Annotated in this window: 15 protein-coding genes and 1 other RNA gene; 12 read left to right on the top strand and 4 right to left on the bottom strand. The window is 40.8% G+C overall.

The features are described 5' to 3' along the window. Positions 1-101: 101 nt before the first annotated feature. The 6 genes from H5180_RS12515 to H5180_RS12490 all read left to right on the top strand — a co-directional run bounded on the left by H5180_RS12515 (position 102) and on the right by H5180_RS12490 (position 6,915). On the top strand, positions 102-977 hold the full coding sequence (locus tag H5180_RS12515) for a DUF3014 domain-containing protein (protein ID WP_145240520.1): 876 nt from the start codon (positions 102-104) through the stop codon (positions 975-977). 140 nt (positions 978-1,117) lie between these two features. Then, positions 1,118-1,214: signal recognition particle sRNA small type (ffs, locus tag H5180_RS12510), an RNA gene on the top strand. Positions 1,215-1,401: 187 nt separating this feature from the next. Then, positions 1,402-2,871: a gamma-mobile-trio recombinase GmtY gene (gene gmtY, locus H5180_RS12505; protein WP_182758330.1), complete on the top strand. Its 1,470-nt coding sequence runs from the start codon at positions 1,402-1,404 to the stop codon at positions 2,869-2,871. Further along, positions 2,868-5,456 (top strand): VPA1269 family protein, encoded by a 2,589-nt coding sequence (locus tag H5180_RS12500; protein ID WP_182758329.1) that lies wholly within the window; start codon positions 2,868-2,870, stop codon positions 5,454-5,456. Before gmtY ends, H5180_RS12500 begins: the two co-directional genes overlap by 4 nt. Then, positions 5,449-6,090: a gamma-mobile-trio protein GmtX gene (gmtX, locus tag H5180_RS12495; RefSeq protein ID WP_182758328.1), complete on the top strand. Its 642-nt coding sequence runs from the start codon at positions 5,449-5,451 to the stop codon at positions 6,088-6,090. Before H5180_RS12500 ends, gmtX begins: the two co-directional genes overlap by 8 nt. 90 nt (positions 6,091-6,180) lie before the next feature. Next, complete coding sequence (locus H5180_RS12490; RefSeq protein WP_182758327.1) at positions 6,181-6,915, top strand: hypothetical protein; 735 nt, start codon at positions 6,181-6,183, stop codon at positions 6,913-6,915. A 4-nt stretch (positions 6,916-6,919) separates the two neighbouring features. Here the strand turns inward: H5180_RS12490 and H5180_RS12485 are convergent, their stop codons facing one another. From H5180_RS12485 to H5180_RS12475, 3 genes are read right to left on the bottom strand one after another with little or no spacing between them, the layout of a single operon-like run. Continuing rightward, complete coding sequence (locus H5180_RS12485; RefSeq protein ID WP_182758326.1) at positions 6,920-7,552, bottom strand: hypothetical protein; 633 nt, start codon at positions 7,550-7,552, stop codon at positions 6,920-6,922. A 10-nt stretch (positions 7,553-7,562) separates the two neighbouring features. Further along, positions 7,563-8,528: a hypothetical protein gene (locus H5180_RS12480; protein WP_182758325.1), complete on the bottom strand. Its 966-nt coding sequence runs from the start codon at positions 8,526-8,528 to the stop codon at positions 7,563-7,565. A gap of 56 nt (positions 8,529-8,584) precedes the next feature. Then, positions 8,585-9,142, bottom strand: a complete 558-nt coding sequence (locus H5180_RS12475; RefSeq protein ID WP_064667566.1) for a recombinase family protein — start codon at positions 9,140-9,142, stop codon at positions 8,585-8,587. Between the two features lie 159 nt (positions 9,143-9,301). Here H5180_RS12475 and H5180_RS12470 point away from each other — a divergent pair, with 159 nt between their 5' ends. Both H5180_RS12470 and H5180_RS12465 read left to right on the top strand, forming a co-directional pair. Continuing rightward, entirely contained in the window at positions 9,302-10,033 is a 732-nt protein-coding gene (locus H5180_RS12470; protein WP_182758324.1) for a hypothetical protein, read from the top strand. Between the two features lie 415 nt (positions 10,034-10,448). Further along, positions 10,449-11,387, top strand: a complete 939-nt coding sequence (locus tag H5180_RS12465) for a hypothetical protein (RefSeq protein WP_182758323.1) — start codon at positions 10,449-10,451, stop codon at positions 11,385-11,387. Between the two features lie 343 nt (positions 11,388-11,730). On the opposite strand, the gene H5180_RS12460 is transcribed toward H5180_RS12465, so the two are convergent. Further along, positions 11,731-12,708, bottom strand: a complete 978-nt coding sequence (locus tag H5180_RS12460; RefSeq protein ID WP_182758322.1) for an integron integrase — start codon at positions 12,706-12,708, stop codon at positions 11,731-11,733. A 268-nt stretch (positions 12,709-12,976) separates the two neighbouring features. On the opposite strand from H5180_RS12460, the gene H5180_RS12455 reads away from it, so the two are divergent. The 4 genes from H5180_RS12455 (at position 12,977) to H5180_RS12440 (ending at position 14,805) form a co-directional block, all read left to right on the top strand. Next, positions 12,977-13,363, top strand: a complete 387-nt coding sequence (locus tag H5180_RS12455; RefSeq protein ID WP_182758321.1) for a hypothetical protein — start codon at positions 12,977-12,979, stop codon at positions 13,361-13,363. Between the two features lie 97 nt (positions 13,364-13,460). After that, positions 13,461-13,700: a hypothetical protein gene (locus H5180_RS12450; protein ID WP_145242983.1), complete on the top strand. Its 240-nt coding sequence runs from the start codon at positions 13,461-13,463 to the stop codon at positions 13,698-13,700. Between the two features lie 91 nt (positions 13,701-13,791). Continuing rightward, on the top strand, positions 13,792-14,241 hold the full coding sequence (locus H5180_RS12445; protein ID WP_145242981.1) for a hypothetical protein: 450 nt from the start codon (positions 13,792-13,794) through the stop codon (positions 14,239-14,241). Positions 14,242-14,340: 99 nt separating this feature from the next. Next, the gene (locus H5180_RS12440; protein ID WP_145242979.1) at positions 14,341-14,805 is read left to right on the top strand and encodes a DUF4262 domain-containing protein; all 465 of its coding nucleotides are present in this window, start codon (positions 14,341-14,343) and stop codon (positions 14,803-14,805) included. Positions 14,806-14,927: the final 122 nt, after the last annotated feature.

Here is a 14,927-nt window from a genome sequence, read left to right as displayed (position 1 = left end):
AGGATACCTTAGCTACGTTAATAATTATTAGTGTAGGCTATGAATTAAATCCATTTAGGGTACTCTTACTGTTATCGCATTTTAATATTTATGGAGTTCGTATGTCAGATCAACCATCAGCGTCAGATGTTCAAAAACGTCCACCGAATAATAACCTTTTATTTGCAGGCATCATTTTAATTATTATCATTATTGCTGCAGCGTTTGTGTTATTAAACTCAAGTGATGAGTCACAAACAGCAACCGAAGTTGAGCAACCCGTAGCAGAGCGCCCCATGATGGAGCTAAAACCAGAGAACGATCCGGTTGTTAATGCCCCATCTGTTAATCCTGAAAAGCCTGCTGATTTAGCCGTGCCAACACCACGCCCAGTAGAGCCTGAGCCGCAAGTAGAACCACTACCTACTCTTGATGAAAGCGATCCTGTCGTTGTTGCTAAGTTAGACGAATACTTAGGTGATGCAGCTATGAGTTTGGTTATAAACGACGATGTTATTCGTCGCGGTGTGGTATTTATAGATAATCTTGCCAAAGGTAAAATTGCCCAAAAACACACTCCTGTTATTAAGTTAGAAGAAGGCTTTAGTGTAGTAGAGGGTGATATTCTTACCATTGATCCAAACAGCTATGAGCGTTATACCCCTTATGTAAAAATCTTTACTAGCATGAGTGCAGCACAAATCGTACGTTTATACGATGAGTACAAACCACTTATCAATGATGCGTATACAGAAATTGGCTATCAAGGTGATGCGTTTAATCAAACACTTACTGACGCCATAGAATTGCTGCTAGATACCCCAGAGCCAAAAGGGGATATGCCACTGTTACGTGATTCAGTAACTTATCAATATGCTTACTCAGAATGGGAACGCCTACCGGCGGCACAAAAACAACTGCTACGCATGGGCCCTGAAAACATGAAAAAAATAAAAGCTGTACTACGCAACGTAAAAAAAGAGTTAGATAATCAATAATCTTACTTAAATCGTTTAAAAAACAGTGCGATTGTATGTTTAACATGCAATTGCACTTTCTTTTTGTGTTTCCCCTTGAATAACACAGCAAAAGTAGAGATAATCCCTCCCGCGCCAACCAAGGCCCTCAATGGTAGTCTTATTGGTCCTCTCGCAACACTAGCAGGCGAACCTGGTCAGGCCCGGAAGGGAGCAGCCACAGTTTGTGACGTGTGTGCCGAGATGTGGCTGGTAAGACTGCCACCCAAATTCCTCATTTGGGTGTTGTTTGAAGTATAAGTTTTATTTATAGTAGTCAAAAGTATACTAATCTGTACTAATTCTTATCTTTTTAAAGTTAAAAACTAAATCTTAGCTCATTAGATCAATATCACTTCTTGTACTAATCTACTAAAACTCCTCAGCACAAATTGGTTTAGTTACCTTGTTAGTCAAAGTTCTTGCGCAAGTTAAAACAGATAATTCAGGTTTATTGATTGAAGTACCTGTATTGCTTAGCGAATATGGTGTATTTGATCCCTTACTTGATTACGTTATAAGTCAGTCGCACATTAAAAGTTTGCCATGGATGAATCGCATTACGTTTGCTTGCCAACTGTTGCTCGAGTACATGGAAGCCAACACAGGATTATTTTCAGACGCCAGCAAGTTATTTCAATCATTTGTAATGCGTTTGTCACTGGGTACCATTAGCCCAGAAGGGAATGACCCATCGGGTTTATACTGGCTACCTCGCTCTACAGCAAACGTAAATCAACTTTTATCTGCGCTAAATGGCTTAACAGATTCGCTCGCCAATAACAGAAATACAACCAGCTTAAACCCATTTGAACAAGCCAGCTCTCATCAAGAACGCCTTAACTATGCTGCATGGTACAAACGCAATCAGTACAACTTTTTAGGCCATATCAAAAGCAACCCTTTACCCAGTGTGCTTAATACCGTGCGCAAGGTACGTGGTAAAAAGGATGTGCTTAAGGTTGACGGTGATGCTATTTCATTTCCAGAAAAGCTCTTTAAGCCCTTTTTTGTTCAAGGTTTAGGCAAAGCCAGAGATAAGCGCGTTGCACTGCGTGATCAGCTTATTGTGCTGCTGATGCATGGCACCGGTGTACGAGAAAGTGATGCTTTGCACCTTTGGGTGGATGACGTGTTTTACGACCCAGAAAACCCAAGTGGTGTGATAGTACGCTTGTATCACCCCGAAGATGGCAGAGCACCAAATAATTGGACTGGCCGCAAACGACAAAAAACACGCGCAGCGTATTTGGCCGAGAATTTTAACTTAATTCCTCGTAACCGCATGACGGGTACCGCCCGAATCGGCTGGAAAACCAAAGTGGTTGATGATGACGAAAATTACATTCAACTGCATTGGTTTCCTGCTTTTTACGGTGAGCTGTTTGCCAAGTTGTGGCAGCAATACTTACTGTATTTATTGCCGTTACCGAGAATGCACCCCTATGCATTTGTGTCGTTTTCACAAACACACGAAGGCCAATCACTCACCCTAAACGCGTTTAACCAAAGTTATAAAGCGGCCATGGCTCGAATAAACCTAGTGGTGTCAAAACCAGAAGGGCGAACCCCACATGCTCATCGTCATGCTTATGGCAGACGTATGTCGAGCGCGGGTATTGATCCACGACTGATCAAAAAGGCGCTCCACCATGCTTCGTTGTTATCACAAGCCGTTTATACCCAGCCCAGTATTAGAGATGTTACTTTGGCATGTGAAAGAGCATCAAAAAATCTTGATGGCCAACACTATGCTGAGTTTAAAGAAGACGTCAGCGTGAGCTGGCAAAACGTGATGGAATCGGGCTTTGAAGATATTGATCCTGATGGACTATTTAGCGGTCAGTACCCTAAATTAAGGAGATATAAACCATGAAAACACAGGATTATGAGTTCAATTGGTTTATCAAGAAAAACGGCTCAGGCTGGGAAACATGGCGGGAGTTGGCCTCATCTTGGCTTGAACAAAAGCAATACGGCAATGACCATTCACGCGCCGCCATCGCACGCTTTTTAGATGAATACTTGGTACCGCGATTTATTATCGACCCCATTGAGCTATTTACACTGGCAGATCAAGACTACAACAAGTTTCTTATACCGCTTGAGCTGAATGAAGGCTACCGTGTTAGGCAAAACAACGATGTATGCCGCTTTATTGATTGGATAATTGATACCTACTACTCAGAACCAGATGACAATGGCGATCCTGTGCCGCTACTTCAAAACCCCTTTGATAAAGAGCAAAATCCAGTAAGACGGCAGGAAACGGTCTATAACGCCTTACCCTACGCCTATATTAAACAGCTGCGCAGCATATTATGCCCCGCGCCTCGGGGTCACTTTAAACAATGGCAGTGGGCCATCGACTACAGTGAAATTTTCTTCACCAATGCTCGCTTTTTAAAAGACTGGATTTTGGTTGATGAGTCGGTGATAGACAAAGCAGACCCCGATTGTGTTTGGCAGAAACACACGCTAGATAAACAGCGGCAAATAAGAATAGATGGTGCACTTAGAATCCTAGAAGAGGGTGACAGCATTTACTTAATTTGGTCACCTGTTCGTGCCATGGCTTTGTATCTTAAATTGCAGCTACCTTTACGAACCTTTCAAGTACGAATGCTGGACTCGGGTGAGGCTGATACATGGCGTTACAGCAATGGCGAGTGGCAAATGAATGAGCAACATCATTTTGCTGAAGGCAGCGATAAGCGCCCATGGCAAAAAGGGGTATTCCACCGCATTATTACGCCAGATATTGGTGATGTGATGACGGGTATGTACATAAACACCAATAAAACCGCTGATAGAAACAAAGATGAAATAACTCGGGGATACATGATCCCGTGGCAACACGAAGAGGTGTTGTATTGGTTAGAAAAGCTAAGAAACTGGCAAGAAAAGTACAACCCAATCAACAAGCCTACGTCAATTTATGACTTGGATTACAAGCACTTTGGTAGCACTAAAACCAAAATTCAGCGCAGTGAAATTGGTGATATTTGCTTTTTGTTTCGCAATGCTGCTGCGTATCGTAAGCGCGAACGTTGTATGCCAATTACTGACGGTTATGTTAACGCACTTTGGGTGGCTTTGCTTGCTCAACTCGAGCACGATGTGGCGAAAAAAGAGCATACTTTAAGAGATGGTGCCAAAGTGCATTTTGTTGACCCTAAAAATGCCAGAAGGCCGCTATTTCCTTTGCATGCATTACGCGTTTCTTTGATCACTTGCTACGCCATTGAGGGGGAAATACCCACACCGATATTGTCAAAGCTGTTGGTTGGCCACAGTCGTTTGATCATGACTTTGCACTACACCAAGCTCACGCCTGTGATGATGGCCAAGAAAATGCGCGAGGCCGAAGGCAAAATAATCGACAAAGAAGACGATAGTCTACAGTCATTCCTAGCCAATAAATCCATTGAAGAAATCGGCTTGCAAGCCGCGTTTAAAGACATTGAATCGCTACAAACTGCATTGAGAGTGCGCAACCCAGCTGGGTGGCAAGAAAAGTCGATAGGCATTTGTTTAGCAGGAGGCAACACCTCGCCCTTGGTTGAACATGCCTCTATTGCTGGGTGCTGGAATGGCGGCGATAAACTAAAAAAAGCGAATCGAAACCAAGCCGATCTTCACGCGCCAGTACCCCATGGCATTGAAAACTGTATTCGCTGCCGCTGGTTTATTACCAGCATCCGCTATATTCAATCGCTTACGGCTCATTTTAATAACCTAAGTTATCACGCCACAGAAGCGGCCAAAATTGCTGCGGAGCTTGAGGGCGAGCAAGCGAGTTTGTTGGATGAAGAATACTTTTGCGAAGTAAACAGCACTCCATTTAGCAAGCGCGACCAGCTAAACAGTATAGACAGGCGTATTGAGCGACACAAAACCGAAGCCGATGAATACTGCAAAGACTTAGTAGCGTGTTTTCAGGTGATCCGTAAGGTACTAAGTATCGAGCAAAATCGGGAAGAACACGAGCGCAAAGACAAAGTGATTGCGCTTGGCTCGGCAGAAGACATATCACCATTCTTTAGCTTTTTAGACACGAAATCTGAGTTTAGGCAGCTGATCCAAATCTGCGATGACGCAGAAGTATTTGCAGACTTAAAAGATGACTTAAAGAAAACCACGGCCATTAATCACAGATCAAACATACTAAACACTATGCTGATGCGCATGGGCTACCAACCAATCTTGATGCAGCTTGACGACGAAGCACAGCTTAAGCTTGGCAATGTGATGGTCAATGCCATGCTAAATGCCACGAAAGAACCAGATAAAAGTAAAGCCATGACAATGCTTTCAACTTACCTTGATACTGAAGCTTACTTAAAAGACGCAGGCCTGCTCGAGCAAGGTGTACAAGCGATTGAAAGTAATACAGGCATTAGCATCAGAACATTGGCAAACATGGCAACAGCCACTTTAGGAGTAAAGAAAAATGGCTAATCCAGTCGACCCAACCCTAGTGCTGCAAGAGCTATGCGCAAGCGCCACCACAAGAACTGCCAATGCTTTAACGGTATTGAATGCTGTGCTTGAGCAACAAAGTAAAATAACGCCTCTCGACTTTTCCATGGCAACGATCGGGCGGTTGTCAAAAGAGCAAGGCGGCCCATCAACACAAACCATCCGTAATCGCACAGGAAAGCATTTTCAGCAATTAATTGAGGCTTGGGCAGCTTATGCAGGCACAACGTGTAAAAAGCCGCTCTCAGTACGCCAAAAACAGTTATTGAACAGCAATGACCAACATATTTTGGATGCCATCGACGACCCAGTGATTAGAGCCGTAGTAGGGTCATTAATTGCTGAACGTAACAAATACCGTGACCAGCTCAATACATTAAAAGCCAACTCTGACTTGTTTATAGACAGAACTAAAGGCGATAAAACCAACACCACACTTGAAAACAAACAACTGGTACCGCTGGAAGTTGAAGCCATTAAAGCGGCAATTTCTGATGAACTTTTCAGTAAACAAGGCTGGGAAGTTATGCCTACTGGCCAAGTCAAAGATGCTGATGGAAATGAAATCTATAAGCGTGGGTATGTTCACGGGGTGAGGAAGCTGTTGCGATGAAGTTTTAAATAAACTTGAAAGTTTAGTATTCTGGCAAGCAAGAGAAATTACTTTTAATAAGTGACTATTTTAGAGTCGAAGATGGTAAGTATGAACCAATATTATAAACACCAAATACAAGAGTTTTACCGGTCTTTTCTAGAGCGTTCATTTGATCAAAAAGACATTGCGAATTTCTATGTGATGTCTAGAGACTATGCGAGGAAAAACAGTGTGATTCGTGAAATAGGTGACTTTTTAGCTCATCCAGATAAAAAAGATCGTGGTATTGTTTTAAGGAGTATCACTGATGTGATGCCACTTTTTGAGGCTGAAGTAGAGGATTATAGGGCAGGAATTGAGAGAAGCTTTGAAGAGAGGCCAAGGTTCAAAAGTCTGGAAAGCGATATCATTATTGAGGATATTAAACTTATTTTCGACCAAGCTAATATCAGGTCGGGCTCTATAGATAAAAATGATGGTAACTTCCGAGATTTTCTTTTTTGTACAATATTTTTATTAAGCACTTTCGCAATACAATATAAAGATCAGAGGCTTAATCTAGAAGCTATATACTCCCATAGCCTCACATTACAAGTTAGCTGCGAAAGTGTGAAGTTTGACAGAAACTTTGTACTGTTGCCTATCTTATTTCTCCCTAATGTATGGATAAACTGCCCTTCGACTATTGTACCTAAGCACCACTTAAAAAGGCATATAGCCAGGAGGTTTAAGCAGGGCTTTTTAGCGGCTGTGCCTTATGAATTAGATAAACTTCATAGAGAGAAGCTCATTAGTAGCTCAAGTTTTACTAAAGGAGAAATCTGGCCATTACCAGATTACTAGTGGTTCAACTAACGGCCTTGATAGTTTTTGTTTGAGCAAATATCTCCGCTCCATATTCAATGATCACTTCTTGCTCTTTGTCTGAAGCATCAAAATAGATAATTTTGTCTCTTGAAACAACACCTTTAACAACTATACCTTGAATCTTATCTTTATATACTTCGTGGGCAAACTTTTTAGCTATTTGTCGATCTATGGTCCAAGACTGTGCAAAGTTTTTACTTGCAAACTCATCTGTTGATAAACCACGATATATCGTTACTTCTTCTTCAAGCATTTCAATATCTGACGTAGTCGGTACGTCTTCGCGTTTAATTCTGACGGGGGGTGCCCCCCACTCAGCTTGCTTGCTTTTGAACAGTTCAAATACGCCTCCGGAATAAAACCTTTTTAAATTGTTAAAAAGCTCAAAAGCCCAATTACACAGTTCTGATTCTATGGAGTAAGATGCGTACTTTTGCTGCCAAAAATCTCTAAAAGCGAATTTTGGCTCTGTTTTTGACTCGCAATCAAAGCTATCTAAAACGTCTGCGAAAACTCTGTAATCATCACCAAACTTTTTATGTAAGCTTTTAAAGTATTCATCAGAGTCAATTCTCATTTTTTCAAGAAGGTTTTTTGATTTGTCGCTAATCATATCGTTTGCCTTAACCAATTATAATAAGGTGATCGCAAGATGGGCATGGCGTTTCATCAACAGAGTAAGGAACATCTGTACTTGAGCGTTGCCAAATATTCGTACAGTAGCCACATCTAAACCACCTCTTTTCGTATTGTTTTGGTGCGGGATTTAGATCAATAATATCCCTAAAAGCACGTGTTGGTTTTCTTTTATAACGAGGATTTTGCTGAAAACCGTAAACTGAGTCATATAACGGCTCGCTCTCTTCTGCCAATAGCTCCTGTTCCTCCCACTTACGTTGTTCTTGTTCCTTTTTAGCGAGTTGTACTCTTTGATTTTTACTACGATAAAACTCTGTAAACCTTTGTGTTTGCTGAGGGTGGTAATGCCAATGCTTGATGCTTAGCTTCACAAGTAATTCAGATTCAACTTGCTCTCTGTAACCATTTACTTTGCCTTCAACATACTTTCTAAAATCCTCCACGTCGACAACTACAATGGCGGACTTTTGATTGTATGTAGAGCTAAATTGGTAAGAAGAGCTCTCTAGCGTTAAAACAAGGGTGATGTCGAAGTCATTAGTGTGTAGGATCGCAATTTCGTTTTGCGCGCTTTCAATAGCTGGGTTTAATGTTATTTGAGATTGATATTCGTATACCTTCTCTTCAGTGAGCAACACACCTTCATCGGATTTATCACTGTTTGGAAAACCAACATATCGAGGAAGGTGAATGCTAGAATTGGTAGCAAGTATATTACGGCACAACCAAAAAATAGCGCGTTTATAACTTATCTCACATGGCTTATCTTCGGAGTTTACTTTCGGTGCATGTTTGAAGTGATCGCGTCTTATGTTCGTTTTATACTTGTGCGCGGAAAGAGGCATATCGCAGCTGATGCAAAAACAATTGCATTCTAAACCGCTTTCTACTTCATCGACAAATGCGAGCGAGCCATTTTTATCTTTAGCAAATGGTATCAATATTTCCACTGTTATTCCTTTTTCACAAGCAGATAGCAAAGCTAAGTATGTTATACCTAGTTAATTCATTTGTTAATATCTTGATTGATAACTTTATAAACTGTGTTTCTTGAAACGTTTACTGTGCTTGCTATTTGGCTGACCGGTGTAGCTTTTGCGCGTAGCGATAAAATGCTTTGTTTGGTGTTGTCTGATATTGGTTTTCTGCCTTTGTATTTACCCGCTTTTTTAGCGGCTTCGATGCCTTCGAGTTGGCGCTCTTTTCTAATATTGAGTTCAAACTCTGCGAACACGGCGAGCATATCTAGAAAAGCTTTTCCTGAAGCAGAGTCGGTTGAGATGGGTTGCTCTAGCGCTTGTAGCTGAATCTCATTGGATTTTAGGTGGTACACTAAGGTTTGTAAGTCGAGTACGGAACGAGCGATACGGTCGACTCGAGTCACGATTAAGGTATCACCGGCACGAAGGTAGTCAAGTAGGGCTTGAAACCCATCACGTTTGGTATTCGATGCTGATGCCATGTCGGTAAACACCCTGTCACAACCAGTTTCCTCAAGTTTGGCTACTTGTAGATCTAAAGACTGATCTGTGGTCGAAACTCGCGCATATCCAATCTTACTCATGGCAATTGTTCATTTAGCATCTAGACTAAATAAACATAGTGCGTACTAACGCTTTAAACCACCCTAAATGAACACTTTTAGCCTGTTTTGGTGATGTTCAATTAGGGTATACGCTATTTGAACTTGTGCTTTACCGTCGTTTTAGGAAATGCCACCATAATGGACTTGCAAAACCCCGACCTGATTTTAGTTAAACGCCTATCGGAGCATTCATGCTCCTACTTTGCGGTTGAAAGCATTGCGGGTAGTGATGTGGTGTTGACGGATATTGAAAGCGGTGGGCGGTTTAATTTTGCAAAGCCAAAACTTGAACAACTGGTTTCAAACGGTCAGCTTAGAACCATTGCGCGGCGTGAGCTACCAACCAAGCTAACCTTTAAACCACTCAGTACCGTTAAAAAGCCTAAAGCAGAAACTGCGGAAGATGTTGCATCAAAAAAAGAAATGCAGCGACGTTATAGGTATGTGCAAGGCGCAATTGAACAAAGCGTTCCAGCCTATACCGAGAAATGGTTAACCCCGTATATTGCGCAAAAGGCGGCGGAGATAAACGACAGTGGCCCACCGTCATGGCGCACGCTAGCCTATTGGAACAAAGCCTTTGTGGAAAGCGGCTGGGATAAACACGCACTGATGCCCAAACATAAGGCCAAAGGCAACCGAACCAAGCAACTGCCTCAAGAAGTCCATGATCTCATTGATGAAGTGATAAACGAATACCTGCGCACGCATACCGTGATGAGGTACCAGAAGGTGTATGACCAGTTTCTTGAACAGCTTGATACGCTTAATGCAGAAAGACGTGAGGCTGATTTAGTTGAGCTAAAGCCATGCAGCTATAGGTGGATAGTGAATAGGTTGCAGAATATGGAAAATAAAGTAAAGTCTTAATTTATTTAGATATGTGTTTTTAAATAGCTCTTAAAAGAGTGTACTTAGGCTGATGGGGGAGGTAGGCCAAGGTTCGATTCCTTGGGCGTTTGTTGGCTCCGTAGCCCTTATTTTTGTGCTTATTCGATATGCAAGTATCCAAATGGTCCTATCAACCACGGCAGGCAAATTTAAGGAGGTGACTATGGCAAAAACATTAAAAGCTCGTGCTCGTATTCTTTTCAGTTCAATGTTCGAAACAACTTGGGCTACTGGGGTCGGCTACGTTGCTGGTCACCTATCGACCTAAGTGCATTTAGCATTTATAAAACTGTGGATGCAAAAACTGTAGGCTTACGCTCCTTCGTCATTTATCGTAGTCTACAATTCCTCGCCGTTTATTCCGGCATTAACAATTACTTGAGTTCGGAGATATATGAGCATTTCAATGTTGGAAATAAGTAAAACGGCAATGTATGAAGGAGAGTTTAAGGATCGTCGAATAGAATTTTCAGAATCGTGTAAATGGCTATCCGAAGAGCTGGGTTTTCCGTATAAAAGTACTCGAATGGGAGACTATGAACGTTTGCTAAAAACTTTTGTTAACCCTGGAGCTAAAGTACCAACGGAACAGGACTTAATTGATGATTTTTATCATTTTATGCAAGCTGCGACCGAGGCATGTCAGATTATCCGTTTATGGAACACTTTTAAAGATGGTAAGCACGATGGTTTAAAAGATCGTATCAAGCATGTTATGTCAGGTAAGAGCTTGCGGGCCGAAGCAATCAAGAAGAATGCAAAGGGGGAAAATGATGACCCTGCACGAGACTTCGCGTTTGAACTGAATATTGCCTCTAGGTTTCTCAAGGGGGGATATGAAGTTGATTTAACAGATGACTGTGATGTTGTTGTCAATATAGGTAAGGATAAGTTGTACGTAGAGTGTAAACGTATCAAGTCCATAAAGAAATTAGCCTCTCGTATTAAAAAAGCATCAAGTCAGATTGATACACGCATTGGTGCGAATCGAAAAAACAAGTATGGTTTGATAGCATTGGACGTGACTGATGTACTTTTGCCTGAAGGTACAGTAGCCGCAACTAGTAATGTGCATTTATATGATATGGAAATACAAAGAGCAATTACGGATTTCGCTAAAGAGCAGGAACATGTATCCACCAAAAATGCAGGTCGCAATGTAGCTGGCATTTTATTTGAATATAACTCTAGTGCATTTTTTCCTCATGAAGAGAAGGAGCCTTCGTTAGGCTTTGGGCGTTCTGCTTGTATGTATAGGCATGCCAGCCAAAATAAAAAGTCATTGGCTTTAGTCTCTGGCTTTACTGGAAAAATTGCTAACCAAAATCTGTAGAGTTGTAATTTAAAGGGCGCAAAATAGCTGGTTAGTACAAGCCTGAAAGGTAAACTAACACTGAATACTGAACGCCCTCACTACTAATATTTTACTACCGTATATTATTGTTTTACATTACTATTATGAATTTAGTACACTTTCCACTATAAATTTAGTTTATACTTCAAACAACATTGGGTGTTGTAAATTTCCCTTTTAAATTATCTAAAAATCACCAATACTACGTTCTCACAATGCGCTTCTTGGTGAATTCTCATCAAAATTGTAATGGCATCATTTTTTAATCAAATAGACGTGCTTTTTCATCATACTTTTGGCGTGAAGCGAACATTGATAAAGTTTAAAATATTTTACTTAAGGGGCTCACTACGCAATTTGCTCCTTGCTGTAAAACATGAGTATATATTTGTGTTGTTTTGACATCAGAATGGCCAAGCTGAGCTTGAACTGTTCTGATATCGGCGCCACTTTGCAATAGATGCGTTGCAAATGAATGACGCAAGGTATGCGGTGTTATTATTTTTGTTAATCCCGATTTTTGAACTGCTTTCTTTACTTCTTTTCTTATGCACGAGTGATGAAAATGATGTCGTCTTATTTCACCACTTTGAGGATCTGTACTTAATATATGAGAGGGAAATAAATACTGCCACGCAAGTGATTTTGCGGCGCAAGGATATTTTTTTGTTAAAGCATATGGCATCCATACGCCAGCATAATCGGTATTCTTTAAATCAAGTTTTAAATAGTCATCAACGTTTAAAATTTGAGTTCTCAGCATAGGAATTAGCTCTGTGGCCAACGTAACAATACGGTGTTTATTGCCTTTGCCTTTGCCATTCCATACTTGAATACATTTATAATCAAAATCAATATCTTTCACTCTTAATTGCACCGCTTCCATTACTCTTAAACCACTTCCATACATAAGGGCAGCAATTAAATAATAGCGTTTATTTAAATGAGCCATTAATATTTTGACTTCTTCTGGGGTCATCACGACAGGCAGTTTTGCTTGTTTTTTACTGCGAGCAAAATTTAAGTTTAACGACAGCTCATTTTTTATTATGTGCTTATATAAAAATGACAATGAATTGAGAGCCGTTGCTTGCGTACGCGGTGCAACGTTTTGCTTTAACACTAAGTGTTCTAGATAGCGTTCGACTTCATTGTCTCCCATTGAGGCCGGGTGGCGCTTATCATGAAAATGGATATAAGATGCAATCCATCTCAGGTAGGTGTCCACGGTACGTAATGAATACTGACGTACCAACATATAATCAGCGATATAATTTAAAAATGGGGAGCGCGTTTTCATGTCATCACCAATACAAGATGCTGTATAAATATACAGTTTAGTTGTTTTACTCCCATATTCAAGAAAATGAGCGACGAGCGCATTTTCTCTTTTCTGAATATCTTTAGTACCAATAAAAAATTATAGTTGGCAATGCATTAAGTTATTTGTTAATAATAGATTTATTAGATACATGAGCGTGACATCGGCAGAAAGATACGCGACGCGCGCACTATAAAATTGTTAGGCATATATGATTGATTTGAGGAGCTTAATCGGAAAATGTCTTGTGGCTGTTCAAGTTGGTCACAATCACGACAAAGTTCATCCAGCATGGCGGGATGAAACTAATAAAGGCTTTTTAATTTGCTATGACATAAATTTGGTGTTTCAAGGCCAAGAATCTTACTCTATCAAACCATGCGAAGTAGATGTTGCCGATCATTTTTCTGGTTTAGGGTTAATGGTAGAAAAGGTAGATACGTTAGAGTCATCCATACCTTTTAATATTACTAATCTGCCATTGCGAATAAACGAAATAGTCCAGAGTGATCATCTAGGTGAGGATGTTATAAACCAATACGTTTTTCTTTTAGAGAATGGATCAAGCCTCGAAATCAGGCATGTTTTTCCACCAATGACGCTGGGTATCAATGTAGTGTCAGTAAATGCCTAACAAACACAATCAGCGGAACGGTTTTAAGCTGCTTCCGCTTCGCTACATCAACTTAAAACACGTCCGCTGTTGTGGGCGTTAGGAAGCCAGTGAAGTAATGGAGCTACATTTAATCTATACAGAAACCAATGTTGTGTTGTCAAAAAAAAATTATGATGATTGGATGCAAATTCAAAAAGAGTACCCTGATTACAAGGCATCATTAGGGCCTTGGAGTTTGGATGAAATGATTGACTTCCTCAATGAGGAATATAGCAATCTTGTTCCAATAGCCGATATACAAGTAAACGAATTTTACGTTGGTGACAACATTACAAAGGAGCTGTCATGGTCGTAAGACAAGGCATTCCTAACAAGCCAAGTCAGCGGGAATTTTACTCGCTGAAAAACACTCATAAAATCCCCTGCTTGGGGCGTTAGAGGGCATTATGGAGTCAGTGCCATACAAACTATCTGAAGGCTTATGCCTTGAAGGCTCAGGGAAAGTATTGCCGTGGTTTAAAAGCTTGCACCAAATAACAAAAATGGGTGGAAAACCGTTACCTGAAAAAGGAAAAACCAGCCAATTATTCTGGGAGCAAGAAACTATATTTGATGACTTGGTTGTTTCAATTCAAGCAATGCAGCAAGGCAATGGCATCTTCTTTTTACATCCTGAAACTCAAGACCAAGCAGATTCAGTGCAAAAAGAATATGAGCAGGTAAAGACTATATTGCTTTCTAAGTTTGGTTCACCTAAAGAGGTAGGCGAAAATGATGGTTACCCGTATGCAAGGTGGTTTTGGGGTAATATTTGTGTGAGCCTTACAATCGCTGAGCGGTTCATGGATTATGTATCTTTATCAGTATCAAATGGGGTAATAAAAAATGCCCTCTAACAAGCCGCTCAAATTCGTTCCGGCCACAAAAAGCGTGGCCTCCACCGGACTCGCTAACGCTCGCCGTTTAGCGGGGCGTTATATTTTACGGAGAGTCTGGTGGACGCAAAGGATCAAAAAGCACTCGATGACATTGAAGAGTTCGGTTGTCATGTTATCAATGTCATGGAAGGCGAAGAAGAACCTCAATTTACTTATTCCATTGGTATCAATCAAAAACAAGATAAAGCCGATTTAATCGTTGTTGGTTTAAAACGTGAATTAGCTCATTCAATTGTCAATAATTACAAAGACCGAATGCTTGCTGGTGAATCATTTGAAACTGGTAAATTCTATTCTGATTTCTTGGGTGATTTTGATGTATGTTTTATCGAAGTAGATAAATCCCATTATAAAGAATATCTTGGTTGGGGTCTGTGGTTAAATGACGGTGATAATTTTAAAGTGCTTCAATTGGTTTGGCCTACAACGGATGGCATTTGGCCTTGGGATTCTGGTAAATCTGATTATTATAAATGGGCACAACCAATTCTTAACAAAAGTGGTGAGTTAAGTAAAATATAATCGGGTAGCCGGAGGTCTCTAACCTCCAGCCCCCACACCACCCATCATGCGGGTCCGCAATGGGCGGTTCATCTCCCGTAGTGAATATTGATCCAAATATCTCTTAATGACGCTAAACCTTG

The sequence above is a fragment of the Pseudoalteromonas sp. SR41-4 genome, from assembly GCF_014163985.1.
GTDB classification, from domain to species: Bacteria; Pseudomonadota; Gammaproteobacteria; order Enterobacterales; family Alteromonadaceae; genus Pseudoalteromonas; species Pseudoalteromonas rhizosphaerae.
The sequence above is the reverse complement of the archived record's forward strand: the minus strand, read 5'-3'. Positions and strand labels throughout refer to the sequence as shown.